Source organism: Sphingomonas sp. NIC1 (assembly GCF_001638925.1).
Lineage (GTDB): Bacteria > Pseudomonadota > Alphaproteobacteria > Sphingomonadales > Sphingomonadaceae > Sphingomonas > Sphingomonas aquatilis.
The window spans coordinates 3,022,986-3,049,024 of record NZ_CP015521.1; the positions used below are offsets into that span (position 1 = coordinate 3,022,986).

23 protein-coding genes and 1 tRNA gene are annotated in these 26,039 nt (G+C 68.2%); 17 read left to right on the forward strand and 7 right to left on the reverse strand.

Features of this window, described 5'->3' with window-relative positions; genetic code table 11:
• Positions 1 to 82: 82 nt before the first annotated feature.
• Positions 83 to 250 (reverse strand): Flp family type IVb pilin, encoded by a 168-nt coding sequence (locus A7E77_RS14230; protein ID WP_018250824.1) that lies wholly within the window; start codon positions 248 to 250, stop codon positions 83 to 85.
• 142 nt (positions 251 to 392) lie between these two features.
• The gene (locus A7E77_RS14235; protein ID WP_017978665.1) at positions 393 to 593 is read right to left on the reverse strand and encodes a Flp family type IVb pilin; all 201 of its coding nucleotides are present in this window, start codon (positions 591 to 593) and stop codon (positions 393 to 395) included.
• 31 nt (positions 594 to 624) lie between these two features.
• Here A7E77_RS14235 and A7E77_RS14240 point away from each other — a divergent pair, with 31 nt between their 5' ends.
• Positions 625 to 1,083, forward strand: a complete 459-nt coding sequence (locus tag A7E77_RS14240; protein WP_063688955.1) for a (deoxy)nucleoside triphosphate pyrophosphohydrolase — start codon at positions 625 to 627, stop codon at positions 1,081 to 1,083.
• A gap of 42 nt (positions 1,084 to 1,125) precedes the next feature.
• Positions 1,126 to 1,199 (forward strand) — tRNA-Cys (locus A7E77_RS14245).
• 30 nt (positions 1,200 to 1,229) lie between these two features.
• Here A7E77_RS14245 and A7E77_RS14250 read toward each other — a convergent pair.
• Positions 1,230 to 1,574, reverse strand: coding sequence for a hypothetical protein (locus tag A7E77_RS14250; protein ID WP_063688957.1), 345 nt, complete (start codon positions 1,572 to 1,574; stop codon positions 1,230 to 1,232).
• Between the two features lie 157 nt (positions 1,575 to 1,731).
• On the opposite strand from A7E77_RS14250, the gene A7E77_RS14255 reads away from it, so the two are divergent.
• The 12 genes from A7E77_RS14255 to trxA all read left to right on the forward strand — a co-directional run bounded on the left by A7E77_RS14255 (position 1,732) and on the right by trxA (position 18,409).
• The gene (locus A7E77_RS14255; protein WP_063688959.1) at positions 1,732 to 2,412 is read left to right on the forward strand and encodes a protein-L-isoaspartate O-methyltransferase family protein; all 681 of its coding nucleotides are present in this window, start codon (positions 1,732 to 1,734) and stop codon (positions 2,410 to 2,412) included.
• A 17-nt stretch (positions 2,413 to 2,429) separates the two neighbouring features.
• On the forward strand, positions 2,430 to 3,953 hold the full coding sequence (locus A7E77_RS14260) for a TolC family outer membrane protein (protein ID WP_192929989.1): 1,524 nt from the start codon (positions 2,430 to 2,432) through the stop codon (positions 3,951 to 3,953).
• Between the two features lie 37 nt (positions 3,954 to 3,990).
• Entirely contained in the window at positions 3,991 to 4,614 is a 624-nt protein-coding gene (locus tag A7E77_RS14265; protein ID WP_413243582.1) for a DUF2497 domain-containing protein, read from the forward strand.
• 95 nt (positions 4,615 to 4,709) lie between these two features.
• Complete coding sequence (locus tag A7E77_RS14270) at positions 4,710 to 6,146, forward strand: AMP nucleosidase (protein ID WP_017978671.1); 1,437 nt, start codon at positions 4,710 to 4,712, stop codon at positions 6,144 to 6,146.
• An 88-nt stretch (positions 6,147 to 6,234) separates the two neighbouring features.
• Entirely contained in the window at positions 6,235 to 6,789 is a 555-nt protein-coding gene (locus tag A7E77_RS14275; RefSeq protein ID WP_063688964.1) for a hypothetical protein, read from the forward strand.
• A 119-nt stretch (positions 6,790 to 6,908) separates the two neighbouring features.
• The gene (locus A7E77_RS14280; RefSeq protein ID WP_063688967.1) at positions 6,909 to 9,260 is read left to right on the forward strand and encodes a sensor histidine kinase; all 2,352 of its coding nucleotides are present in this window, start codon (positions 6,909 to 6,911) and stop codon (positions 9,258 to 9,260) included.
• Between the two features lie 133 nt (positions 9,261 to 9,393).
• Positions 9,394 to 9,843: a tRNA (adenosine(37)-N6)-threonylcarbamoyltransferase complex ATPase subunit type 1 TsaE gene (gene tsaE / locus A7E77_RS14285; protein ID WP_078462348.1), complete on the forward strand. Its 450-nt coding sequence runs from the start codon at positions 9,394 to 9,396 to the stop codon at positions 9,841 to 9,843.
• Positions 9,840 to 10,805, forward strand: a complete 966-nt coding sequence (locus A7E77_RS14290) for an aminoglycoside phosphotransferase family protein (protein WP_183949568.1) — start codon at positions 9,840 to 9,842, stop codon at positions 10,803 to 10,805. Before tsaE ends, A7E77_RS14290 begins: the two co-directional genes overlap by 4 nt.
• Positions 10,802 to 11,557 (forward strand): nucleotidyltransferase family protein, encoded by a 756-nt coding sequence (locus tag A7E77_RS14295; protein ID WP_017978676.1) that lies wholly within the window; start codon positions 10,802 to 10,804, stop codon positions 11,555 to 11,557. The genes A7E77_RS14290 and A7E77_RS14295 overlap by 4 nt, the downstream gene beginning before the upstream one ends.
• 60 nt (positions 11,558 to 11,617) lie before the next feature.
• On the forward strand, positions 11,618 to 14,617 hold the full coding sequence (gene addB, locus A7E77_RS14300; protein ID WP_063688973.1) for a double-strand break repair protein AddB: 3,000 nt from the start codon (positions 11,618 to 11,620) through the stop codon (positions 14,615 to 14,617).
• Positions 14,604 to 18,026 carry a double-strand break repair helicase AddA gene (gene addA, locus A7E77_RS14305; RefSeq protein ID WP_063688976.1) on the forward strand — a complete coding sequence of 1,141 codons (3,423 nt, stop codon included), beginning with the start codon at positions 14,604 to 14,606 and terminating at the stop codon, positions 18,024 to 18,026. The genes addB and addA overlap by 14 nt, the downstream gene beginning before the upstream one ends.
• Positions 18,027 to 18,085: 59 nt before the next feature.
• The gene (gene trxA, locus A7E77_RS14310; RefSeq protein WP_017978679.1) at positions 18,086 to 18,409 is read left to right on the forward strand and encodes a thioredoxin TrxA; all 324 of its coding nucleotides are present in this window, start codon (positions 18,086 to 18,088) and stop codon (positions 18,407 to 18,409) included.
• 144 nt (positions 18,410 to 18,553) lie between these two features.
• Here the strand turns inward: trxA and A7E77_RS14315 are convergent, their stop codons facing one another.
• Both A7E77_RS14315 and argJ read right to left on the reverse strand, forming a co-directional pair.
• The gene (locus A7E77_RS14315) at positions 18,554 to 19,357 is read right to left on the reverse strand and encodes an inositol monophosphatase family protein (RefSeq protein ID WP_063688979.1); all 804 of its coding nucleotides are present in this window, start codon (positions 19,355 to 19,357) and stop codon (positions 18,554 to 18,556) included.
• A gap of 1 nt (position 19,358) precedes the next feature.
• Positions 19,359 to 20,591: a bifunctional glutamate N-acetyltransferase/amino-acid acetyltransferase ArgJ gene (argJ, locus tag A7E77_RS14320; protein WP_063688981.1), complete on the reverse strand. Its 1,233-nt coding sequence runs from the start codon at positions 20,589 to 20,591 to the stop codon at positions 19,359 to 19,361.
• Here argJ and A7E77_RS14325 point away from each other — a divergent pair.
• The 3 genes from A7E77_RS14325 to secA all read left to right on the forward strand — a co-directional run bounded on the left by A7E77_RS14325 (position 20,590) and on the right by secA (position 24,469).
• Entirely contained in the window at positions 20,590 to 21,300 is a 711-nt protein-coding gene (locus A7E77_RS14325; protein WP_226341763.1) for an energy transducer TonB, read from the forward strand. The two genes, argJ and A7E77_RS14325, sit on opposite strands and share 2 nt — an antisense overlap.
• Positions 21,301 to 21,358: 58 nt before the next feature.
• Entirely contained in the window at positions 21,359 to 21,613 is a 255-nt protein-coding gene (locus A7E77_RS14330; RefSeq protein ID WP_063688987.1) for a hypothetical protein, read from the forward strand.
• 105 nt (positions 21,614 to 21,718) lie between these two features.
• Positions 21,719 to 24,469, forward strand: coding sequence for a preprotein translocase subunit SecA (gene secA, locus A7E77_RS14335; RefSeq protein ID WP_063688990.1), 2,751 nt, complete (start codon positions 21,719 to 21,721; stop codon positions 24,467 to 24,469).
• Between the two features lie 213 nt (positions 24,470 to 24,682).
• Here the strand turns inward: secA and A7E77_RS14340 are convergent, their stop codons facing one another.
• On the reverse strand, positions 24,683 to 25,273 hold the full coding sequence (locus A7E77_RS14340; protein WP_017978685.1) for a CC0125/CC1285 family lipoprotein: 591 nt from the start codon (positions 25,271 to 25,273) through the stop codon (positions 24,683 to 24,685).
• A gap of 110 nt (positions 25,274 to 25,383) precedes the next feature.
• Positions 25,384 to 25,800: a secondary thiamine-phosphate synthase enzyme YjbQ gene (locus A7E77_RS14345; RefSeq protein WP_063688993.1), complete on the reverse strand. Its 417-nt coding sequence runs from the start codon at positions 25,798 to 25,800 to the stop codon at positions 25,384 to 25,386.
• Positions 25,801 to 26,039: the final 239 nt, after the last annotated feature.

Below are 26,039 nucleotides of genomic sequence, written 5' to 3' on the forward strand. Positions count from 1 at the left end.
GCCTCGCGTCCATCGCCAAAACGAAAAGGGCGGCGAACCCGTGAGGTCCGCCGCCCTGTTTCGTTCGATCGAACGGTAGCGCTTAGGTGGCGCTCATGTTCGACGAGACGTTGTTGAAGGTCGTGGTCAGCTTGGTGCCCAGACCCTTCATCGCCGCAATGGCGGCGACGGCGATCAGCGCGGCGATCAGGCCGTACTCGATGGCGGTGGCGCCCTTGCTGTTCTTGATGAACTTACGAATCGCTAGCATTCCGGTCTCCATGTTCGAACTTCAGTCACCCGGCTGAACCGGAAACCCGGAGCAGCGGGGACGGGTGTACGGGGGTGAGGTTGCCAAAGGTTTAAGACGAGCGGCTAAGGTATTGCTCAAAACGGCGGATTTCTGCGGCTGGTTAGCCAGCCTTGCTGACCTGGTCGGACACGTTGGTCCACATATTGACCGTGACGCCCGCGACCCCGCGCAGCGCGACGATCATGACCAGCACGACGAGCGCGAGAATCAGTCCGTATTCGACCGCCGTCGCGCCGCGCGCGTTGCGCAGGGCCGGAGCGAGCCGCCGGACGAGACGACGAAGGTACGCGCGCGCTGTCATGGCGTCGGCGATAGGGGAAAGCGCTTAAGAAATGGTCGACACGTGTAACGATATCGCCGGCGAGGCCGTCACGCTGCTGCCGGTCGTGGCGGCGGCGATGCTGGATGGCGAGGGACGCGTGCTGCTGCAGCGCCGCCCGCCGGGCAAGCAGATGGCGGACCTATGGGAATTTCCCGGCGGCAAGATCGATCCGGGCGAACGGCCGGAGGCGGCGCTGGTGCGCGAACTGGCCGAGGAGCTCGGCATCGTCGTCGATCAGGAGGGCTGCGTTCCGCTGACGTTCGCCAGCGCGCCGCTGGGCGAGCGGCATTTGCTGCTGCTGCTGTACGTGATTCGCGACTGGCAGGGCGATCCGCTGGCGCTGGAGGCGACCGAGCTGGCGTGGGTGACGCCCGCCGCGATGCGCGATCTGCCGATGCCGCCCGCCGACGTTCCGCTGGTGGCGATGCTGGAGCGCTGGTTGACCGGAAACGATGCAATCGGCGGTTGACGCCACGGGGAAAACCGATCATCAGCCGCCCTCCCGCATCGAGGCGCGATGGCGGAGTGGTGACGCAGAGGACTGCAAATCCTTGCACCCGGGTTCGATTCCCGGTCGCGCCTCCAGATGCCGGGACCAGATGTCAGGACGGGGCCTCAGCCCTCGTCCGGCATCTTTACGCGCGCGGCGTCGCGCGTCAGTAGCATCGGGCGCAGGCGGATGCCCAGGCAGATCACCGTCGGCCAGAACAGGGTGTTGGCGATGTCCGACGTCGTGTCGGCCCAACGCCACGACCCGAAATTCAGTCGGTCCATGATCTCGTTGAACGCCTCCGCCGCAGCGACGAACGACCAGGGGACGAAGCTGCCCAGCGATCGCCGTGTGACGATGCGCGCGACCATCAGCACCGCCATGCCGGCATGGATGTGCAGGATGGTGTCGGGCAGGCCGGTGCCGTCGCCGATCCAGTCGATGAATTTGTGATAGAGTTCCGGGATCATGGCGCGCCCATACGGCCTTGCGGCCGTGCTGACCATCCGCGGACGATTGCGCCCTCCACACGCATCCGCCGCTTGGCGCGACGGATTGCGCGCGATACAAGCCGGACTGTCACGAAGTGTATTGCGCAGCTAATACGGTTGTGCGAGAGGGGTCATCATGAACGTCAGCATCGATAACGGTCTGGGTAACGCGGCGGCATCGGAGGCGATGCGCCATGCGATGGTTGCCAGCCAGTTGCGGACCAATGCGGTGAACGATCAGCGCGTGCTGGTCGCGATGAACACGCTGCCGCGCGAGGCCTTCGTGCCCGCCGGGGCGCGCGCCATCGCCTATCGCGACACGGCGCTGCCGGTTGCCGGCGGCCGGGCGATCAACCTGCCGATGGTTACCGGCCGGCTGCTGACCGAAGCCTATCTGCAAAAGGGCGACCGCGTGCTGCTGATCGGCGCCGCGGGTGGCTATACCGCCGCGATCCTGGCGCAGATCGTGGCCGAGGTGGTGGCGGTCGAAGAGGATGCGGGCCTCGTCGGGCTGGCGAAGGACGCGCTGGCGGGCACGCCGAACGTCACGCTGATCGAGGGCGCGCTGGCCCAGGGCCATGCCGCGGGCGCGCCGTATGACGTGCTGATCGTCGACGGCGCGGTGGAGCATCTGCCCGACACGCTGGTCGATCAGGTCGCGACTGGGGGCCGCGTCGTCACCGGCATCGTCGATCGCGGCGTCACGCGCCTGGCGACGGGTCGCAAGACCGACGGCGGGTTCGGCCTGTCGCCGTTCCTCGATTGCGATTGCGTGGAGCTGCCGGGCTTTGCAAAGCCTAAGGCATTTACATTCTAGAATAAGTTAGTGGGGGGATGATGCGAGGATTGCTGCTGGGGAGCGTGGCGCTGGTCGGACTGGCGATGTCGGCGATGCCGGCGGAGGCAGAGACACTGCGCGACGCGCTCGCCAAGGCCTATGCGTCGAACCCCACGTTGACCGGCCAGCGCGCCGCACAGCGTGCGACGGATGAGAATGTGCCGATCGCACGGGCGAGCGGGCTGCCGGGTGTCGCAGCCACGGGCTCCGTCACCGACAACATCCTGCAGGCGAACAACAACTTCCTTAATCCCGAGCGCAGCGGCAACGGCGCGCTCAACCTCTCCGTACCGCTCTTCCAGGGCGGCGCGGTGAAGAATGCGGTGCGCGCGGCGGAAACACGCGTCGATGCGGGACGGGCGACATTGCGCGGCGTGGAGGCGTCGACCTTCACCAACGTCGTCGCGGCATACATGAACGTCATCCGCGACGAGGCCATCACGTCGCTTAATCAGCAGAACGTGCGTGTGCTGGAGGTAAACCTGCAGGCGAGCAAGGATCGCTTTCAGGTCGGCGACCTGACCCGCACCGACGTCGCCCAGTCCGAGGCGCGGTTGGCGCTCGCCCGCGCGCAATTGCAGCAGGCCGAGGCGCAGCTGATCTCCAGTCGCGAGAATTATGTCGCGGTGGTGGGCACTCCGCCGCTCGCGCTGGAACAGCCGCCGGCGCTGCCGAAGCTGCCCGCATCGCCCAACGAGGCGGTAAGCGAGGCGCTGAACCTCAACCCCAATCTGATCGCCGCGCGGCGTCAGGCCGATGCGACGCGCTACGACATCAACGTCGCGCGCGCGAACCGGCTGCCCAAGCTGTCGGCGGTGACGGGCGGGACCTATTTCACCTATCTGGGTTCGCTGCCGCCGGCATCGGTCGCGCAGGGCGTGCCCAATTCCGGCACCGCCGCGACCGCCGGGCTGCAATTCTCGCTGCCGATCTTCCAGGGCGGTCGTCCCGCTGCACAGGTGCGGCAGGCGGAAGCGCAGCGCAGCCAGGCGCTGGAGACTGTGACCGCGACCGAGCGCAACGTTATCGCGCAGGCACGATCGGCCTATGCGGTGTGGCAATCCTCGCAGCAGGTGATCGCCTCGTCCGAAACCGCGGTCAACGCCAACAAGCTGAGCCTGGAGGGCGTGCGCGCCGAAAACAGCGTCGGTACGCGTACCGTGCTCGAGATTCTGAACGCGGAGCAGGAATTGCTCAACAGCCAGGTGACGCTGGTCAGCGCACGGCGCGATGCCTATGTCGCGGGCTTCGCATTGCTGGCAGCGATGGGTCATGCCGAAGCGCGCGATCTTGGGCTGGAGGGCGGCGCGTTGTACGACCCGGTGCTCAACTACAAGCGCGTGCGCAACCGGATCAACGACTTCGCGGGCGACGGCGAGCCGGAACCGGTCGCCACCTCGACGGCGCAGACGCCCGCGCAGACCGCCACCGTCGCGCGGAACTTCGACCCGATGCTCGATACGCCGGTTGACAGAAGCCCGGCGTTAACCACAGGTGCGTCCTCGCCGAACCGCCAGTAACGGCGGTAAGAACTCGGGGCAGGGACACAAGAGGGCAATGGGGGACATGAGCGCCGAACCGTCGATGGAAGAGATCCTTTCGTCGATCAAACGGATCATCGCCGAAGAAGGCGAGGGGACGCAGGCGCGTGCCCGCCGGGCGCGTGCCGCACCGCAGCCGATCGAGCCGGAACCCGAAGAGGTGCTGGAGCTGAGCGATCCGATGCCGCATTCGCGGATGGAGCCGGCGCGAGTGGAACAGCCGCGCGTGGAGCGCGACATGGCGCGCGTCGCTGCGCCACAGCCGGTCGCGCAGCCCGCTCCCCAGCCCGTCGCGCAGCCCGCTCCCCAGCCTGTCGCGCAACCTGCGCCCCACCATTATGCACCGGAGCCCGAACCTGCGCCGCAGCCTGCGCAACCTCCGCGGTCCGCGCCCGTTGAGCCTGCAATGTCGGACGAACCCATTTTGTCCCAGCGCGCCGCCGCGGCGAGCCTGGGGTCGCTCGAAACGCTGAGCAAGCTGCTGGTCAAGCCCGAGCCGGACAGCGACGGCACGCTGGAGGGGCTGGTCCGCGAGATGCTGCGCCCGATGCTGCGCAGCTGGCTCGACACGCATCTGCCCGAGATGGTGGAGACGATGGTCGCGCGCGAGATCGCTAAGATTACCGCACAGATGCGCTGAGGCCGACGGCGGGGCAGGGCGTGGCGGCGACGTGCCGCACAGTCGCGTGTCCCGCCTGACTTGCCACCGTCACGGGCTTTGCGTAGCCATCGGGGATGACCAAAGCTTCCCAGATCGTTTCCGAACTCGACCGCCTCTACCGCGCTTCCGTCGACCGCCTGCAAGCGGCCCTCAACACCTACCTGACCGATGGCACGCCGCCGTCGCCGCAGAGCCGCCTCGACGGCTCGTTCGCCTATCCCGTCATCCGCCTGCGCTATGCCGCGACGAGCGACCGGCCTGCGCCGCCGCGCTCGTTCGGGCGGCTGGTGTCGCCCGGCGACTATACGATCAGCGTCACCAAGCCCGCGCTGTTCGCGGATTATCTGACCGAGCAGCTGACGCTGCTGATCGAGGATTATGACGTCGAGGTCGAGGCGGTGCCGGGGCGGCAGGAAATCCCGTTCCCCTATGTTCTCGATCCCGGTCATGCGCTGAGCCTCGACACCGTGTCCGCGACCGAGCTGGCGCGGCATTTCCCGGCGACCGAACTCGCGCATATCGGCGATGAGATCGCCGACGGCCTGTGGATCGCCGAAGGGGGCAGCCGTCCGCTGGCGCTGTTCGACGCGCTGCGCACCGATTTCAGCCTGGCGCGCCTGCGTCACTATATGGGCACCCCGTCTGAGCATACGCAGCGCTTCGTATTGTTTACGAACTATCACCGCTATGTCGATGAATTTGTTCGCTGGGGAGCGTCGCAGCTGGGTGAGGGTTCGCGCTTCACGGCTCTGTCGGGTGCCGGCAATATCGTGATCGACAAGCCCGGCGACGTCGACAAACTGGTCAACGACAGCGCGTGGCGGCGGCATCAGATGCCGGCCTATCACCTGATGGCCGACGATCGCACGGGCATCACGCTGGTCAACATCGGCGTCGGGCCATCGAACGCGAAGACGATCTGCGATCACCTCGCCGTGATGCGGCCCGAAGCCTGGCTGATGATCGGGCATTGCGGCGGCCTGCGCCCCAGCCAGCGGATCGGCGACTATGTGCTGGCGCACGCCTATCTGCGCGACGATCATGTGCTCGACGACGTGCTGCCGCCCGAAATTCCGGTGCCGGCGATCGCCGAAGTGCAGCAGGCGCTGGCCAAGGCGTCCGAGATCATTTCCGGCCAGTCGGGTGAGGAATTGAAGCGCCGCCTGCGGACGGGCACGATCGTCACCACCGACGATCGCAATTGGGAATTGCGCTATTCGGCGTCGGCGCTGCGCTTCTCGCTCAGCCGTGCGGTCGGCATCGATATGGAATCGGCGACGATCGCGGCACAGGGCTATCGCTTCCGCGTGCCGTACGGGACGCTGCTGTGCGTGTCGGACAAGCCGCTGCATGGCGAGCTGAAGCTGCCCGGCCAGGCCAATCGCTTCTACGAACGGGCGATCAGCGAGCACATGCGGATCGGCATCGAGGCGTGCGAGCAGTTGCGGCTGGAGGGCGATCGCCTGCACAGCCGCAAGCTGCGCGCGTTCGATGAACCGCCCTTCCGCTAAGCTCTTGAAATAACGTCGGCGTGCGGCGGGACGGGAAACGATCCGCCGCATGTGCGTTACGCCTCCGAATCAATCAGGGAGCCGTATCGTGGCCGACGACACCGACACGCCCAAGTCCGACACCCCCGCCGCCACGCCGCGCCGTCGCGCGCCCCGGAAGGCGAGCACGACGCGCACTACCGCTGCCAAGACCGGCACGACGAAGCCGCGCGCACCGCGGAAGGCTCCGGCGCCGTCGACCGTCGAGAAGGTCGAAACGGCGATCAGCGATGCCGCCACCAAGACGACGCGCCGCGCTCGCACGGCGGTGACCAAGGCGGAGGGCGCCGTCGCGTCGGCCGCTAAGGCGGTCAAGCCGCGTTCGACCAAGCGCGCCGCGCCGCGCCCGGCGGCCAAGAAGCCCACGACGAAGGCGACGGGCAAAAGCGGCGATCTGCTGGGCGGTAAATGGGGCGTTGCCGCCGTCGGTGCCGGTGTCGCGGCCGTGGGCGCCGCCGCGGCGGCCGCGCTGCTGACGCTGCGGGGCAGCACGCCGAAGGACAAGGACCCCGGCCGGAAGGCGCACGCGCCGGATGGCGAGGACGCCTCCGCCTCGTTCCAGGCGGGTATCGCCGACGAGAATACGATCCCCGAAAAGGTGTGATGCGCGCCGCGCGGTCTCGATGGGATCGCGCGGCGGATCAATGACATTGCCGCTGCCCCGTTTTCCGTTCTACACGTCGGACGCCACGCCCGCCGGAGCGGCGTGATGAGGGGTGAGCGTTGATCCAGCTTTCGGTGATGACGGCGGTCGTGTGCGGCGCGGTGCTCGCGCTGCTCGTCGGCGGTGCGGGCTACGCGCTGTTCGTCGGCCGGCGGCTGGCGGCCGAGGCCGACGACGCGAGCGCGCGGGTCCGCGAGGCCGAGGCGCTGCGTAGCGTCTCTCCTGCGCTGCCCATGCTGGTGCGCGCGGATGGGCGGGTCGAGATGCCGCCGCGGCTGGTCGATTGGCTGGGTCTCGCCGTCGCGCCTCGCTTTTTGCAGGATCTGTCCGCCGATGGCGCGGGCCTGCCCGCCGACGAGGCGGCGGCGCTGGCGAATGAGGTGAAGGCGGCGCAGCGATCCGGGCGGGCGTTCGTGCGAGCGCTCCACCCGCAAGGATCGGGACGTGCGATCACCGTGCGGGGCAGCCGCGCGCCGGGCGAACTAGGCGCGACGGGCGCGGTCGTGCTGTGGACGATGGACGCGACCGACAGCGAAAGCGAGATCGGCCGTTTGCAGACCGAGGTCGACGATTTGTCGACCGCGTTCGACGCACTGTCCGGGCTGATCGAGGCGGCGCCGCTGCCGATGTGGTATCGCGGGTCGGACTTGCGGCTTGCCATGGTCAACAGCGCCTATGTCCGCGCCGTCGAGGGCGCCAATGCTGCCGATGTGATCGCGCGAGAGCTGGAACTGGTCGAGGGTTCGGGCCGGGGCGGTCCCCGCGCGGGCGCACAGGCGGCACGGATCAGCGGCAAGCCGCAGCGCGAAATCCTGCCCGCGACGATCGATGGCGAGCGCCGCAGCCTGGAAGTGCATGACGTGCCGCTGCCGACGGGCGGTGTCGCGAGCTTCGCGGTCGATGTCGAGGATCTGGAGCAGTCGCGGGCCGGGGCCAAGCGCTTCGCCGAGGCGCAGCGCGCGATGCTCGACCGCCTGTCCGCCGGCGTCGCGCAATTCGGCGCGGACCGCGGCCTTGTCTTCTGCAACCAGCCGTTTCGCCGCATGTTCGCGATGCGCACCGAATGGCTGTCCGACCGACCCGAATTCGATCGCGTGCTGGAGCGGATGCGCGAGGCGAACCGTTTGCCCGAAGTGCGCGACTTCCCGTCGTGGAAGGCGGAACGGCGTGCTTGGTTCGTACCCGGCGAGGATGCGGCGGAGGAAAACTGGCACCTGCCTGGGGGCACGCATCTGCGGGTGGTCGCACAGCCGCTGCCCGATGGGGGTTTGCTGGTCATTTTCGAGGATCGGACCGAGCAGGTGCAGCTCGCCTCCGCGCGTGACACGCTGCTGCGGGTGCGGACCGCGACGTTCGACAATCTGTTCGAGGCGCTGGCGGTGTTCGCCGGCAACGGCAAGCTGCAATTGTGGAACAACCGGATGCGCGCGGTATGGGGGTTCGAGGAGGAATTCCTCGCCGGCCATCCGCGCGTCGATACCTTTGCCGAGGCTGCGGCGCCCAAGCTCGCGACGCCCAATCGCGCCGCGCTGATCCCCGAACTGGTGCGATCGGCGACGGTCGAGCGGCAGCAGCGTGGCGGCCGCGTCGCCTTCGCCGACGGGCGGCATTTCGAGTTCGCCGCCGTGCCGCTGCCCGACGGCAATGCGTTGCTGACGATGCTCGACATCACCGACAGCCGGCGCGCCGAACAGGCGCTGCGCGAGCGTGCCAATGCGCTGGAGGCTGCCGACCGGGTGAAGACGCAGTTCGTCGCCAATATGAGCTACGAATTGCGGACGCCGCTGACCTCGATCAGCGGGTTCGCGGAGATGCTGCATGGCGGCTATGCGGGGAAGCTCAGCAAGGATGCGGACACCTATGTCGAGGCGATCCTGCAATCGGTCGAGCGGCTGGGGCTGCTGATCGATGACGTGCTCGACCTGACGCAGGGGGGCGACGATGCCGAGATCGAGCGGGTCGACGTCGATCTGGCGGTGGTCGCGCGAGCTGCGGCGGATACGATCATGCCGGCGGCGAAGCGGCGCAAGCTCGACTTCGCGGTGGAGGTCGCGCGCTCGGCGGGGCGCGTGACGGGCGATCCCAAGCGGCTGAAGGAAGTGATCGAGCATCTGTTGCGCCATGCCGTCGCGGCGACGCCCGAGGGCGGGCGGATTCTGCTGCACGCCGATGGCAGCGCGACGGGTGCGCGGATCGTCGTATCGGACGACGGCTTCGGCATGGATGCAGAGAGTGTCGCCAAGGCGTTCGACCGGTTCGGCGAGCCCGGCATGCAGCCGACCGGGGAACGCGCGCTGGGGCTGGGCCTGCCGCTGGCGAAGCAGTTCGTCGAGGCGCATGGCGGCCGGATCGATCTGGTGTCGCAGCCGGGCGAGGGGACGCTGGTGACGGTCGAGCTGCCGCGGCGGTGATGGTGTATCGCGCACTTTGTCACCCCGGACTTGGTCCGGGGTCCACTCTGCGGCGAGGGGGGTGGCTTGAGGCGTATGCCGTCCCCTTGCGGATCGGTGGACCCCGGACCAAGTCCGGGGTGACGGAGTGGGGGTGGTGACGTCGATCTTGCTTTCAGACGCGGTGGCGACGGAAGCGTTCGGGGCGAGCCTTGCCGACCGCGTCCAGCCCGGCGACGTCATCGCGCTAAGCGGCGACCTCGGCATGGGCAAGACGAGCATCGCGCGCGGGTTGCTCGCTGCCCTCGGACTGGCGGGCGAGGCGCCCAGCCCCAGTTTCGCGATTGTCCAGCCCTATGACCCGCCCGAGGTGCGACTGCCGGTGCTGCACGTCGATCTGTACAGGATCGAGGACCCGGACGAACTCGAGGAACTGGGTCTCGGCGAGGCGCTGTCCGACGCGATGCTGCTGGTCGAATGGCCGGAGCGGGCGCCGGGATACTGGCCGCACGCGCTGCGGCTGACCCTGGCGCCGGCACCGGACGGCGGACGAATCTTGACAGCCGACATCCCGGCGTCATGGAAGCCGCGATGGCCGATATGACCCCGCCCGCCGGTGCGCCCGCCTTCCTCGCGATCCATGGCTGGTCGGGCACGATCAGCCCGGTGGCGGGGGATGCGTCGTTCCGCCGGTATTTCCGCGTAACCCAAGCGGATCGCACCGCAATCCTGATGGATGCGCCGCCGCCGCACGAGGACCCGCGCCCCTTTATCGCGATCGCGCAATGGCTGCGCGAACGCGGTTTTGCGGCGCCTGCGATCCATGCCGCGGACCTCGACCAGGGCCTCGTCCTGCTCGAGGATTTCGGCGATGCGCGGCTGCGCGAGGCAGCGGATGCCGACGCTGCGGCGGCGCTGCCGCTGTACGAGGCGGCGATCGACCTGCTTGTTGCGCTGCGGGGGCATGCTCCGGCCGAGATCGCGCCGTACGATCATGATGTGCTGCATCGCGAGGCGGCGCTGCTGCCCGAATGGTATGCCCCGGCGGTGGGGCTGGATGTCGACGTCGCGGGCTATCACGCGGCCTGGGATGCGGTGTTCGATCATGCGCTGACCGATGCGCCCGTGACCGTGCTGCGCGATTACCATGCCGAAAACCTGATGCTGGTCGGGTCGGCAAAGGGGCTCGGCCTGCTCGATTTTCAGGACGCGTTGGCGGGCCACCCGGCCTATGACCTCGTATCGCTGCTGCAGGATGCGCGACGCGACGTCGATCCGGAGGTCGAGCGCGTGATGCTGGATCGCTATCGCGCGGCGACGGGCGTGGGCGAGAGTTTCATGGACGCCTATCATGTGCTCGGCGCGCAGCGGAACGCGAAGATCATCGGCATCTTCACCCGCCTGTGGCGTCGCGACGGCAAGCCGCGCTACGCCGCGCTGTGCCCGCGGGTGTGGAGCTATCTGGAGCGGGACCTGTCGCAGCCGGCCCTGGCGCCGGTCGCGCGCTGGTTCGACGAGAACGTGCCGCCCGAATTGCGCGGCGATCCGAAGGTGCTGTCCGCATGACCCGTCAGCGTTCGCTCCGCCCCGACCCCGGCGGCGCCGTGCCGCACACCGCGATGGTGATGGCGGCCGGTATCGGCAAGCGCATGCGCCCGCTCACCGCGACGCGGCCGAAGCCGCTGGTCGAAGTAGCGGGCAAGCCCCTGATCGATCACGTCTTCGATCGGCTGATTGACGCGGGCGTCGCGAAGGCCGTCGTCAACGTCCATTATCTGGCGGATACGCTGGAGGCGCATGTCACCAACCGGTTCGACGGGATCGAAGTGGCGATCAGCGACGAGCGCGCGCAGTTGATGGAGACGGGTGGCGGGCTGGTGCAGGCCCGCGGCCAGTTGGGTGACGACCCGATCCTCGTCGTCAACAGCGACAATCTGTGGATCGACGGGCCGGTCGACGCGATCAAGCTGCTGAGCCATCGCTGGGACGATGCCACGATGGACGCGCTGCTCCTCGTCGTGCCCTATGCGCGCGCGCATAATCACAAGGGGCAGGGCGATTTTCGCGTCGCGGCCGATGGCCGGATCGTCGGACGGCGCAAGGCGGGGGCGACGGCGCCGTTCGTCTACACCGGCATCCAGATCCTGCACCCGCGCCTGATCCGCGACTGGCCGGAAGGGCCCTTCTCGACCAACCTGTTCTGGAGCCGCGCGATCGAACAGGGTCGGGCCTATGCGCAGGTCCATCAGGGCCTGTGGTTCGACGTCGGCACCCCCGCCGCGATCCCCAAGACGGAGGCGATCATCGCCAATGGCTGAGGCGCGTCCTGATGGCGGTGCCAGCCCGCTCCCCCTCCCGGCCACCCACACGGTATCCTGATGGGTGGCCGGGAGGGGGAGCGGGCCGGAACCGTCGAGCATAAAAAGCGCCCGCAACTCTTCACCATTCCGGCGCACCGCGCGTTCGCCGACACGCTTGTCGCAGGGCTGATGAAGCGGACCGGCGGCGACACGATGGCGCTGGCGCGCGGCCTGATCCTGCTGCCCAACAATCGTGCCGCCCGCGCGGTATCGGCGGCGTTCGTACGGGCGAGCGGCAGCGGCCTGCTGCTGCCGCGGCTGGTGACGCTGGGCAGTCCCGATCTAGGCGAGGCGGTGGGCGCGGCGCTCGACCCGGTCGACGATGCCGATCCGCCGCCACCGGCAATCGCGCCGATGCAGCGGCGCATGATCCTGGCACGACTGGTGTTCGAGGAGCGCGCTGCGGCGGGTGCGCCCGTCGATGCCGCGGAGGCGGTGCGGCTGGCGGGCGAACTCTGCCATACACTCGACCAGTTGCTGGTCGAGGAGGTCGAACCCGAGCGTTTGCGCGATCTCGATCTGGCGCCCGAGCTGACCGATCATTGGCAGCGGGCGCTGTCGACCTTCCGGATCGTGCTGGAACGCTGGCCGGGTGAACTCGCACGACTGGGTCGGATCGACGCAGCGACGCGGCGGCGGATGCTGCTCGACCGGTTGGTGATGCGCTGGCGGACACGGCCGCCCGCTGGCTTCGTCTGTGCGGCCGGCGTGACCGATCCGGCGCCCGCGGTCGCGCGACTGCTGCGCTGCGTCGCGGAGGCGCCGCAGGGGCTGACGGTGTTCGCCGGGCTCGACCTCCAGATGCCGGAGGCCGAGTGGGATGCGCTGGGGCCGCACGCGCCCGATCCGGTGACCGGGCGCATCCGCCGGTCGATCGAGACGCATCCGCAATTCCACCTGAAGCTGATCCTCGACCGCATGGGCGTCGGCCGCGGCGAAGTGGCGCATTGGCCGGGCAGCGCCGGGCCGGACGCGGGGGCGTTGCGTGGGCGCGCGATCGCCAATGCTTTGGCGCCGGCCGCCTTCACCGGCAAATGGACCGAGCTGAAGGCGGAGGACCGGCGCCTGACCGGGGTCGCCGCCGTGGAACTTGCGACGCCGGCGGAAGAGGCGCAGGCGATCGCGCTGGCGCTGCGCGGTGCGATCGAGGAACCGGGCAAGACCGCCGCGCTGGTGACGCCGGATCGCGCGCTCGCCCGGCGGGTCAGCGCGCATTTGCGGCGGTGGCAGATCGAGGCGAACGACACGGCGGGCCGGCCGCTGTCGATCCTGCCGCCGGGCACGCTGCTGCTCGCGCTGGCCGAGGCGGCGGCGCAGCGGTTCGCGCCGCTGGCGCTGCTGGCGCTGCTCAAGCATCCGCTGGTGAAGGTCGACCCCAGTGACCGCGCCCTGCGGGGCGCCTGGTTGGACGGGACGCGCACGCTCGATCGTGCGCTGCGAGGCCCGCGGCCGGCGGCGGGGCTCGACGGGATCATGGGGCATCTGCTGGCCAACCGGCGGGATCGGGCGGCGGCGTGGTTCGCCGAGCCGGTCGGCCTGCTGAAACCGATCGAGCTGGTGTGCGATCAGGGGGCGCAGCCGTTGTCGGCGCTGCTGGCCGTGCTGCGCGAGACGGCGCAGGCGCTGTGCGGCGACAATCTGTGGTCGGGACCGGCGGGACGGGCTGCGGCAGAGTTCCTCGACGCGCTGGAGGCGGAGGCGGCGGTCGGGCCGCCCCGCGTCGCGCCAGATGGTTTCCCGCCGTTGCTGCGCGGGTTGCTCGACGAGGTGGCGGTGCGGCCGGGATCGGGCGTCGGCCATCCGCGTATCGCCATTTATGGCCCGATCGAGGCGCGGTTGCAGACCGCCGACCTGATGGTGCTGGGCGGGCTGAACGAAGGGGTGTGGCCGGGGCGGCCGGCGCCCGATCCGTGGCTGGCACCGCGCATCCGGGCGGCGCTGGGGCTGGCCGGGCTGGAGCGGAGCGTCGGTATCGCGGCGCACGATTTCGGCCATGCGCTGGGCGCGCCGCGCGCGCTGGTGACGCGGGCGCGGCGCGATGCGGCGTCGCCCGCGCTTGCGTCGCGGCTGTGGCTGCGATTGCAGGCGATGGCGGGGGATCGCTTCGTTCGAGCGCATGATCTGGAAGGGTGGGCGCTCGCGCTGGACGATCCCGGTCAGCATATCCCAGCCGACCGGCCGGCGCCGGTGCCGGGGCCCGCGCTGCGGCCGAAGGCGATCTCCGTCACCGAGATCGACCGGCTGAAGGCGGATCCTTACGCCTTTTACGCGCGCCGAGTGCTGGGGCTGATGCCGCTCGACCCGGTCGATGCCGATCCCAGCGCGGCGTGGCGCGGCACCGCGGTCCACGACATCCTCGAGCAATGGTGGAAGCAGGACGGTTGCGCGCCGGACGCGCTCGTCGCGCGCGCCACCGCGATGCTGGAGGACGAGCGGACGCACCCGATGATGCGCGCCTTGTGGCGACCGCGGCTGATGGAGGCGGTGCGCTGGATCGCCGACACCGTGACGGCGCAGGACGCTGAAGGACGCACGGTCGCCTCGGCGGAAGGCAAGGGCCATGTGACGATCGCCGGCGTGACGTTGTCGGGCCGGTACGACCGCGTCGATCGGCTGGCGGACGGCACGCTCGCGATCGTCGATTACAAGACCGGCAAGCCGCCCTCCGCCGCCGCGGTGCGCGCGGGGTATAGCCTGCAACTCGGGCTGCTCGGCGCGATCGCGGAGCGGGGCGGCTTTCAGGAGGTGAAGGGCAAGGCCGGCGGCTTCGAATATTGGTCGCTTGGCAAGAAGAAGGATCAGTTCGGCTATATCGAGACGCCGGTGGATGCCGAGGGTAAGCGCGACAAGATCGTCACGACCGAATTCACGACGATCGCGGTCAGCAATTTCGTGGACGCTGCCGGCACGTGGCTGACCGGCGATGCGCCGTTCACCGCGAAGCTGGTCCCGGAATATGCGCCTTATGCCGAATATGACCAATTGATGCGCCGGGACGAATGGTATGGCCGGGACTGAACTGGCGACCCTGCCGCGGCTGAAGGGCGCGCAGGCGGCGGCGAGCGATCCGCACGCGCACGTCTGGCTGTCCGCATCGGCCGGCACCGGCAAGACGCAGGTGCTCGCCGCGCGCGTGTTTCGCCTGTTGCTGCGCGGCACCGATCCGTCGGCGATCCTGTGCCTGACCTTCACCAAGGCGGGCGCGGCCGAAATGGCGCAGCGGATCAACAACCGGCTGGCCGCCTGGGTGCGCATGCCGGCACCGCAGCTGTACGCCGATCTGGAGGCGCTGGGCGAGAAGGGTACGCCGGATTTGCAGGCGCGGGCGCGGACGCTGTTTGCAGGCGTGCTCGATGCGCCGGGTGGCGGCTTACGCATTCAGACGATCCATGGGTTCTGCCAGAGCCTGCTCGCCGCGTTTCCGGTCGAGGCGGGGCTGACCCCCGGCTTTCGTCCGCTGGAGGCACGCGAAGAGGCGGTGCTGGCGCGCGAGACGCTGGCGACCCTGCTGACCGATGCCGAGCGCGAGGGCCGCGAACGGCCGATCGAAACGATCGGCGCGCTGTCTCTGCGGCTGGGCGAGGGCGGGGCGGAGAGCTTCCTGCTCGCCTGCGCACGGTCGCTGAACGCGCTGGAGGCGCTGCCGATTGGGATCGGGCCGTGGTTGCGGCGCGCGCTTGACCTGCCGCAGGGGGATATCGGCGAGGCCTTGGCCGAGGGCTGCGACTGTATCGACACCGATTTGGTCGAGCGGCTGGCGGCGGCGAACACCGCTTGGGGCGCGGCCACGGGCGTGGGGCATGCCGAAACGCTCAACCGCTGGCTCGCGGCGGCACCGGCGGAGCGGGCCGCGACGCTCGGCGACCTTGCCGGCGTGGTGCTGACGGGGAAGAACGAGCCGCGCAAGGCATCGAAGAAGCTGATCGATGCCGAACCCGATTATGCCGACCTGGCCTCGGCGCTGGGGCAGCATTGCCTCGACCTGCTGTCGCTCACCGCGCGGGCCGCTTATGCCGATCTGCTGGCCGACGCGCTGGAGGTGGGCCGCGACTATGCACGCGCCTATGCCGCGGCGAAGCGGCGGACCGGGGCGGTCGATTTCGACGATCTGATCGGCGTGACGGTGCGGCTGCTGGAACAGCCGGGCATCGGCGAATGGGTGCGCTACAAGCTCGATCAGGGCACCGAGCATGTGCTGATCGACGAGGCGCAGGACACAAACCTCAACCAGTGGCGGATCGTCACCGCGCTGGCGGGGGAGTTTTTCGTCGGGCGCGGTGTGCATTCGCCCTCGACCCGGACGCTGTTCACGGTCGGCGATTTCAAACAGGCGATCTTCGGCTTTCAGGGCACGGACCCGATCAACTTCCGCTGGGCGGAGGGGCATTTCGCCAGTCGCGCGGCGGAGGTGGAGGGGGCGGACGACTGGCCGGAGGCGGAACGCGGCCTGCCGTTCCAGCGCCTGTCGCTGACGCATTCCTTCCGGTCGACACGGCCCATTCTGGAGTTCGTCGATGCCGCCATCGCCGCGGCGGGCGAGCCCGGCCTTGGCGCGATCGACGCGATGCAGGCGCATGCCAGCGAGGTGCCCGGCCCCGGCACGGTCGAGCTGTGGCCGCCGGTGATCGCAGGTGGCAGCGAAACGGACGAGGAAGCGTGGATCGACGATGCCGTCCGCGAACAGGCGGTGCGGATCGCGCGCGCGGTGCGAGACTGGCTGAACGGCGGCCTGATGCTGGAGAGCAAGGGGCGGGCGCTCAGGCCCGAGGACGTGATGATCCTCGTCAAGCGGCGCGGCGACCTCGCCTCGCTGATCGTCGCGCGCCTGTATGCCGAGGGCGTGCCGGTAGCGGGCGTCGACCGGTTGCGGCTGAATGCGCCGCTGGCGGTGCAGGATTTGCTCGCCGCGGTGCGCTTCGTCTTGCAGCCGGAGGACGATCTGTCGCTCGCGGCGTTGCTAGTCTCGCCACTGATCGGCTGGACGCAGGACGAATTGATGCATGCCGCGCCACGGGAGCATGGCAGCCTCTGGCGGCACCTGACGCAGACGCTGTCGGAGGAGCGCTTGGCGCCACTGCGCGCGATGCTGTCGCGCGCCGATATCGCGACGCCCTACCAGTTTCTCGAAGAGATCCTGTCGGGGCCGCTCGACGGGCGGCGTAAGCTGTTGCGCCGGCTGGGGGCGGAGGCGCGCGATCCGATCGAGGAACTGCTCAACGCCGCGCTGGCGTTCGAGACGACGTCAACGCCGTCGCTGCAACGCTTCCTCGACTGGTTCGACCGCGGGGATGTCGAGATCGTGCGCGACCCGTCGGCGCCGCTCGACGCCGTGCGCGTGATGACCGCGCATGGCGCAAAGGGCTTGCAGGCGCCGCTGGTGATCCTGGCGGACGCGACCGTCGATCCCACCGCCGCGCCGCGCGCGCTGGTGCGCTGGGTGCCGGAACCGGGGGCGCAGCCGATCCCGATCTTCCGGCCCCGGTCGGGCGAGCGTGGCGGGCCGCTGGATGTAGCGATCGGCGAGGTCGAGCGCCGTGAGTTGGAGGAGCATTGGCGGCTGTTCTACGTGGCTGCGACGCGGGCCGAGGAACGGCTGGTGATCGGCGGCGCGCTGGGGCCGCGCGCCCAAGGCGAGCCGCCGGTCGCGAGCTGGTATGCAGCCGCCGCACGCGCACTGACCGAGCTGGGCGTGCCGGACGAGGGGCCGCGCGTGTTCAGTGGCTCCGATCCCCAGCCGCCGGTCAAGCCGCGTGGCGCTGCGCTGGCACGCCCGCCCGAACGGGTGGTGCTGCCCGATTGGGCGCATGTGCCCGCGCCGCCCGAGAGCCGCCCGTCGCGCCCGCTCACCCCGTCGGCACTCGGTGAGGACGAGGTCAGCGACCCTCCGCCCGGCCCCGCGATGCGTGCCGCTGCCGAACGCGGGCGGCTGTTTCACGCGCTGTTCGAACGCCTGCCGCCGGTCGAGCCGCAACATCGCGCCGGCTGCGCGGATCGCTGGCTCGCCACTGCGGGTGGTGTGACCGATGCGGCCGAGCGGCAGCGGATCGTCGCGGGCGTGCTCGCGGTGATCGAGAACTCCGCCTATGCGCCGTCGTTCGGCCCCGACAGCCTCGCCGAAGCGCCGATCGCCGCGACGCTCGCCAACGGCATGGTCGTGTCGGGCACCGTCGACCGGCTGCTGATCGCGCCGGACGCGATTCGTCTCGTCGATTTCAAGACGGGGCGGCGGGTGCCGGATACCCTCGACGATATCCCGCCCTATCACCTCGATCAGATGGCGGCCTATATCGCGGCGCTGCGCGTGATCTTCCCCGATCGCACGATCGAGGCGGCGTTGCTCTACACCGGCGGCCCGCGTCTGTTCGAACTGCCCGCCGACACGCTCGCCGCGCACAAGCCGCGCTTTCGCGTTCCGGAGCAAAGCTAGGGGCCTGACGGTTGAGCCGGGCGGCACGCCATCCTAGATGGACAGCAAAGGAGATATTCATGGCTACCAAACAGATCACCGACGCCAGCTTTGACGCCGACGTCCTCAAGGCCGATGGCCCCGTACTCGTCGATTTCTGGGCCGAATGGTGCGGCCCGTGCAAGATGATCGGGCCGAGCCTCGAAGAACTGTCCGAAGAGCTGGGCGAGAAGGTGACGATCGCCAAGCTCAACATCGACGACAATCCCGATGCGCCGGGCCGTTATGGCGTGCGCGGCATCCCGACGATGATCCTGTTCAAGGGCGGCGCGCCCGCGGCGACCAAGGTCGGGGCCGAGCCCAAGGGCCGGCTGAAGGCCTGGCTTGAGGGCGAGCTGGCGTAAGTCGGCGAGGGGCGGGCCTGATGGTCCGCCCTTTGTCCTCCTACCGTTCGCCCTGAGCCTGTCGAAGGGCGCGTGCCACGAGCGCGACGCTTGCGGAAAGCCACCCTTCGACAGGTTCAGGGCGAACGGGTTGGTAGGGTGGCCTCAGGCGTCCTCGCGGACCAGCCCCACCGCCCGCTCCCACATCGCCTCGCTCGCCGCGGCGATCATCACGTCGCGGGGATCGCCGATGCGGTATGGGCTGCCATTCAGCTGACGCACCACACCGCCCGCTTCGGTGAGGAATAGCGCGCCGGCGGCATGATCCCAGGGCAGCGAGCGCTGGAAGATGGCGGCATCGTCCACCCCCAGCACCAGCCGCGGATATTGCTCCGCCGCACAGCGCGGCATCGGGTGGAGCGTCCAGTCGTCCCCCGCCCGAGCCGCCAAATCGGCCTGCTCCGTACCGTCGAGGAAATAGGTCGGCACGCCCAGCACGGGGCGTTCGTCCGTACGGGGACGTGTCGTTACCGCGACATCGTCGATGAACGCGCCGCCGCCGGCGACGGTATGGCATAGCCGGTCTGCGACGGGATCGAGGATCCAGCCCGCCAGCACCTCGCCGTCCTCGGCGAGCGCGATCATGATGCCGAACGGCGTCTTGCCGCTCGCGTAATTGTTGGTGCCGTCGATCGGATCGACGATCCACACCCGGCCCTGATCGATGCCGTCGAGCAACGTCGCATCCGCCGCCACCGCTTCTTCACCCACCACCCGCGCCGATGCGTCGATCGCGACGAGGCCGGCGGTGAGCGCTTCCTCGCTCAGCCGATCGGCGATCGTCACCATGTCGTCCGCGGCCTTTTCCTCCACCTCGTCGGCGGCAAGGTTGCGGAAGCGCGGCAGGACGATCTCGGCCGCGACGCGCCGCATCAGCTGGACGACGGCATCATGGTGCGGGTGGTGCATGTCAGCTCCTGTAATCGGCGTTGATCGAGATGTAGCCGTGCGTCAGGTCGCAGGTCCAAACCGTGGCGGTGCCATCGCCCAGGCCGATGTCGACCCCGATTTCGATATGCTGGCCCTTGAGGTGCGCAGCGACCGGCGCCTCGTCATAGCCCTCGACCGCAAGGCCGGCCTGCGCAACCTGCGTGTCGCCGAAACGGATCGACAGACGGTCGCGTTCGGCGGGTTCGCCCGCCTTGCCCACCGCCATCACGACGCGGCCCCAATTGGCATCCTCGCCCGCGATCGCGGTCTTCACCAGCGGCGAATTGGCGATCGACATGGCGATGCGGTGCGCGGACCGGTCGCTCTCCGCGCCCTCGACCGCGATCTCGATCAGCTTGGTCGCGCCCTCGCCATCGCGGACGACCAGCATCGCGAGCTGGTGGCAGAGGTCGGCGAGCGCAGCGGCGAAGGCATCGGCGCCCGCGCTGTCGCTGCTCTCGATCGGGGCATTGCCCGCCGCGCCCGTCGCGAAGGCGAGGACCGTGTCGCTGGTCGACGTATCGCCATCCACCGTGATGCACGAGAAGGTCTTGCCATTCGCCGCCGCCAGCGCGCCTTGCAGAAAGCCCGGCGCAACCGCCGCATCGGTGAAGACGAAGCCGAGCATCGTCGCCATGTCCGGCGCGATCATGCCCGATCCCTTGATGATGCCGACCAGCGTGACGGTCCGGCCATCGACGATCGCGGTGGTCATCGCGCCTTTCGGATAGGTGTCGGTGGTGCCGATCGTCTCCGCCACCGCCTGCCAATCGCACGGGGTCGCGGCGAAGGCGGCGTCGAGGCCCGCTTCTGCCTTGTCGATCGGCAGCGGCACGCCGATGACCCCGGTCGAGGCGACGAACACGTCGGACGGTTGGCAACCGACGTGCTGCGCGGTGCGCGCTGCGATCGCCTCCACCGCCGCGCGGCCGCGGTTGCCGGTGAAGGCGTTGGAATTGCCGGCATTGACGACCAGCGCACGCGCCTGGCCGAGGGGCAGCGCCTGCCGGCACCATTCGACTTCCGGCGAGGGGCATTTGCTTTGCGTCAGCACGCCCGCCACGCTGGTGCCCTCGGTCAGCGTCACGAAGGTCAGGTCGCAGCGATCCCACGCCTTGTACCGCGCGCGGGCGACATGCGGGGTGACCCCGGCGATGGCGGGCAGAGCGGGGAAGGAGGCGGGGGCTAGCGGCGAACGGGCATGATCTGTCATGTCTCAAGCCTATAGAAGCTCGCGTGGCGGCTTCAACGACGGAACGATGACAGTTGAAAAGGGGAGGACGATGGTTTCGAAAGCGATGGCGCTGGTAGCATCTCTCACGCTGACCGGCGCGGCTCTGCCGGGCCAAGATAATGCTGCGGCGAGCGCGAAGGCGGAACCGGCAAACAATCCGGCCGACTGGATCGGCTACGCTGATTATCCGCCGGCATCCCTGCGGGCGCGCGAAGCCGGTACGGTCGCCGTTCGGCTCGTCGTCGGTTCGACGGGCCGCGTGACGGCCTGCCAGATCGTGAGTTCGAGCGGGTACGCACGTCTTGATGAGGGCACATGCGCCACTTTGGTCGCTCGCGCGCAATTCGTTCCCGGTCCATCCGGCCGGACATTCGAGCGCCGAATCGTCTGGAAGATCCCAGAGGGTGATTCCGCCGTTTCGATCGGCCAGCCCTTCACCCCCACGAAGCCGATTGATGTCGCGACGACCACCATGGAAGATTACGTTGCCGACGTAGCGATCACCGTGGGGTTCGATGGTAGGGTGGAAAGTTGTCGCGTGATCGAGGCAAAGCCGACGTACATGCCCACAGACCCCTGCGCACAGAACCCTCCAGGTACGCCAATGGGCGTCGGGTATGTTCGCGCCGGCAAACCCATCAAGGCGATCATTCATCGCCGAATGACGTCGAGCGTGAGTTTCGAATGAGATGCGACGGACGGATGCGGATGGACGACGGACCGCATCTGCAATAGGGACTGCCCCCGTGAACCTGCTGCTGCTCCTTTCCGCGCTGCTGTCCGCCCTGACCGGCGGCGCCTCTGCGGTGCGTGCGCCGGTGGCGGCGCATGCCGCGGCGGGGATCGTGGCGAGCGTGCAGGCCGAGGTACGGGCCGCTCGCGCCGCCAGCCGGCCGCAACAGCGGGTGCCGGGGCTGACCGCGCTGGCTGATCTGGGCGTCACGACCGTGCTTGCGCTGCCCGCGGTCGAGCCTCTTTTTGCGAGCCGCCGGCGCGAATAGCGAGCGCGTGCGTTGCTTCGGCCACGGCCGACCCCATCTTTTCATGCACTCGACGCTGCGCGCCCTTCGTCCGTGCGCGCGCGCACAATCATCAGGAATCAGCCTATGTTCGGCGGCCTTGCCAAGTCCATTTTCGGGTCCTCCAACGATCGTTACGTGAAGTCGCTGGGCAGCATCGTCCATAAAATCGCTGCGTTCGAACCGCAGCTTCAGGCGCTGTCCGACGAGGAACTGGCGGGCCAGACCGCCAAGTTCCGCGAGCAGCTGGCGAACGGCACCAAGCTCGACGATCTGTTGCCCGAAGCCTTCGCGACGGTGCGCGAGGCGGCGGTGCGCGTGCTCGGCATGCGTCACTTCGACGTGCAGATGATCGGCGGCATCGTGCTCCATCGCGGCGAGATCGCCGAGATGCGCACGGGTGAGGGCAAGACGCTGGTCGCGACGCTGGCCACCTATCTCAACGCGCTGCCGGGCGATGGCGTCCACGTCATCACCGTGAACGACTATCTCGCCGCGCGCGACGCGGAGTGGATGGGGCAGGTGTATCGTTTCCTCGGCCTGACGGTCGGCGTCATCATCCCGAACCTGACCGACGAACAGCGCCGCGCTGCCTATAACAGCGACATCACCTACGGCACGAACAACGAGTTCGGCTTCGACTATCTGCGCGACAACATGAAGTATGAGCGCAGCAGCATGGTGCAGCGCGCTTTTGCCATGGCCATCGTCGATGAGGTCGATTCGGTGCTGATCGATGAAGCGCGCACGCCGCTGATCATCTCAGGGCCGACCGACGACAAGTCGGAGCTGTACATGAGCGTCGACGCGATCGTGAAGCAGCTGACCCCCGACGATTACGAGAAGGATGAGAAGCAGAAGACGATCATCCTGACCGAAGACGGGACCGAACGCGCCGAGCGTTTGCTGGAAGCCGCGGGCCTGCTGCAGGGCGCGAACCTGTACGATTTCGAGAACACGCAGGTCGTCCATCACCTTAATCAGTCGCTGCGCGCGAACATGATGTTCAAGGCGGACACCGATTATATCGTCAAGGACGGCAAGGTCGTCATCATCGACGAGTTTACCGGCCGCATGATGGACGGGCGCCGCTGGTCCGACGGCCTGCACCAGGCGGTCGAGGCGAAGGAGGGTGTCACGATCGAGCCCGAGAACCAGACGATGGCCTCGATCACCTTCCAGAATTATTTCCGCATGTATCCGAAGCTTGCCGGCATGACCGGCACCGCGGCGACCGAGGCGGCCGAATTCTACGACATCTACAAGATGAACGTCGTGACGATCCCCACCAACGTGCCGGTGCAGCGGATCGACGAGGAAGACGAATTCTATAAGGATACCAACGACAAGTTCCGCGCGATCGCCAAGAAGATTCGCGAACATGCCGCGCTGGGCCAGCCGGTGCTGGTCGGCACGGTGTCGATCGAAAAGTCCGAACTGCTCAGCGAATTCCTGGTCCAGGAGGGCGTCGAGCATAAGGTGCTGAACGCGCGCTACCACGAGATGGAGGCGCATATCGTGGCGCAGGCGGGCCGCAAGGCCGCCGTCACGATCGCAACCAACATGGCGGGCCGCGGCACCGACATCAAACTCGGCGGCAACCTCGAATTCCGCATGCTCGACGAGCATCCGGACCTGGTCGAGGGCACGCCCGAATATGAAGCCGAGGCGACGCGCATCCGCGCGGAGATCGAGGTCGAGAAGCAGGAGGTGCTCGCCGCAGGCGGTCTGTTCGTGCTCGGCACCGAACGCCACGAATCGCGCCGCATCGACAACCAGCTGCGCGGCCGGTCTGGCCGCCAGGGCGATCCGGGTCTGTCGCGTTTCTACCTCAGCCTCGACGACGATCTGCTGCGCATCTTCGGGCCGGACACGCTGTTCGCGCGCATGATGCGCTCGAACATCGAGGATGGCGAGGCGATCGGCAGCAAATGGCTGTCGAAGGCGATCGAGACCGCGCAGAAGAAGGTCGAGGCGCGCAACTACGACATCCGCAAGCAGGTCGTCGAATATGACGACGTGATGAACGACCAGCGCAAGGTCATCTACGAACAGCGCGCCGACATCATGGATGCCGACGCGGTGGGTGATGTCGTTACCGATATGCGTGCCGAGACGGTCAACGTGATCGTCGGCGGTGCGTGCCCGCCCAACAGCTATCCCGAGCAATGGGATATCGAGGGCATGAAGGCCGGTCTGGTCGACGTGCTCAACCTCGACCTGCCGATCGACGACTGGCTGAAGGAGGAGGCGATCGATCCCGAGATCGTCGAAGAGCGCGTGCAGGAAGCCGCCGACGCCGCCATCGCCGCCAAGTCTGCGGAGCTGGAGCCGGAGACGTGGACGCAGGTCGAAAAGTCGATCTTGCTCCAGAACCTGGACCATCACTGGAAGGAGCATCTGGCGACGCTCGACGCGCTGCGCCAGGTCGTCCACCTGCGCGCCTATGCGCAGAAGACGCCGATCAACGAGTATAAGCAGGAGGCCTTCAGCCTGTTCCAGCGGATGCTCGACGCGATCCGTGAGGACGTGACGAAGACGATCGCGCATGCGCAATTCCAGCTGCAGCCGCTGCCGACCGATCTGCCCGAACTGCCCGACTTCATCACCACGCACTTCGACCCGTTCACGGGCGAGGACGATTCGAACGACATCGATGCGGGCACGATGGGGCGCATCACCGCGCAAATCCCGCCGATGCAGATGATGCAGCCGGATGTGCCGACGGAGTTGGGCGACAATCCGGAGCTGTGGGACGGCCGCGTGAACCGCAACGCGCCGTGCCCCTGCGGTTCGGGACGCAAGTACAAGCACTGCCACGGCGCGGTGACGGTGTAAGGGGCGGGGACGCTTTCAAATACCCCCGTCACCCCGGACTCGTTCCGGGGTCCACCGTGCGGCAAGGGGGCGTTGGAGCCTCCAGCGCTGCCCCCGCGGCCCAGCGGACCCCGGAACACGTCCGGAGTGACGGGTGATATTGGCAGCCGCTACACACGAAAAGGCCGGGCCACCCTGCGGTGACCCGGCCTTTTCGTTACATCTGAAGCAGTCTTACTTCGGCAGCACCACGCTCGGGCCGATGCTGTTGACCACCGCGCGGGCGTCGAAGGCGCGCAGGTTGTCACGCGGGATCGGGCCCTTGCGCATCACGATCTCGGCGCTCGCTTCGTAGCGATCGATCGTGCGGATATCGAAATCGTTACCCCAGGGGCCGAAGCCACCGCCGAACCATGGGTCCCAGGTGCGCCAGCCGAACCCGCGGCCGTAATAGCGCCACGACGGTCCCCAATAGCCGCCGAAGCCACCATAGCCCCAGCCGCCGCCAATGCCCGGCGTCGTGTAGGTGCGCGACTGCAGATCGGTGTCGCGGTTGGCCATCACGAAATAGTCATAGCCGTTCTGCAACGTCAGTTCCGCGGCACGGAACAGCAGATATCGTTCGACCGTGTCGCGCGACGTCACGCTATTGCCGGCGAAATTGACCAGGAAGCGACCCGGCTCGATCTGTCGGTCGCTGTAGCCGGTGCGGTTGAAACCCTGCCCGGTGGCGGGACGATAGGTGGTTTCGGTCGCGCAGCCCGCGACCATCAACGTGGAGGCGGCGAGCGCCGCGACCATAGCCTTGCGGCCAAGATGCATCATGACACCAATACTCCATTCGCGCGCGGGTGCGGCGAACCCCGCGCGTATATCCACTTCCGTCCGAACGAGCGATGAACGACTTGGCTCCGTCCGGCAACGTTTCGTCGCGATCACGCGCCGATGACATGCAAGGCGACGCTGCGCCGATGGGGCGTAATCCGGTGTTCGAACAGATAGATACCCTGCCACTTCCCTAGCATCGGTTCGCCATCTGCAACGGGTATCGACAGCTGAACGCCGGTTAGCGCCGCCTTCAAATGCGCGGGCATATCGTCCGGCCCTTCGTCGTCAGGTTCGTACGCGCCACTTTCGGGCGCGAGTCGATCGAAATAGGCCTCCATGTCGCGGCGGACGGCCGGTGCGGCATTTTCCTGGATGACGAGTGAGGCCGAGGTATGCCGGCAGAACAGTGTGAGCAGGCCTTCGCTGATTCCCTGCGCCGTCAGCCACTCGCGGACGGGCGCGGTGATGTCGACCAACCCTTTGCGGCGCGTCTGGATCGTCAGCGTGCCGACCGACTGATGCATGTTGGCTCCTTTTCGCGCTTCAGTTCCGTTTCTAACGCGCTGCCGCCGCGTTTGGACCCTGACCGCGCCAAAGGATAAAGACGATGCCCGCGCAAAATCCGTTGCATCGCGGCGTTCAGTTTCGCTCATGCCGACCTTGCCCGCGACGATCGCGGAAAACTAGGCAAGCGGTGCCTATCTAGTCGCCTCCTAGCGCGCACGACAGCCGCCAAGGGGGCGCCACGCACTGGACGTTTGCA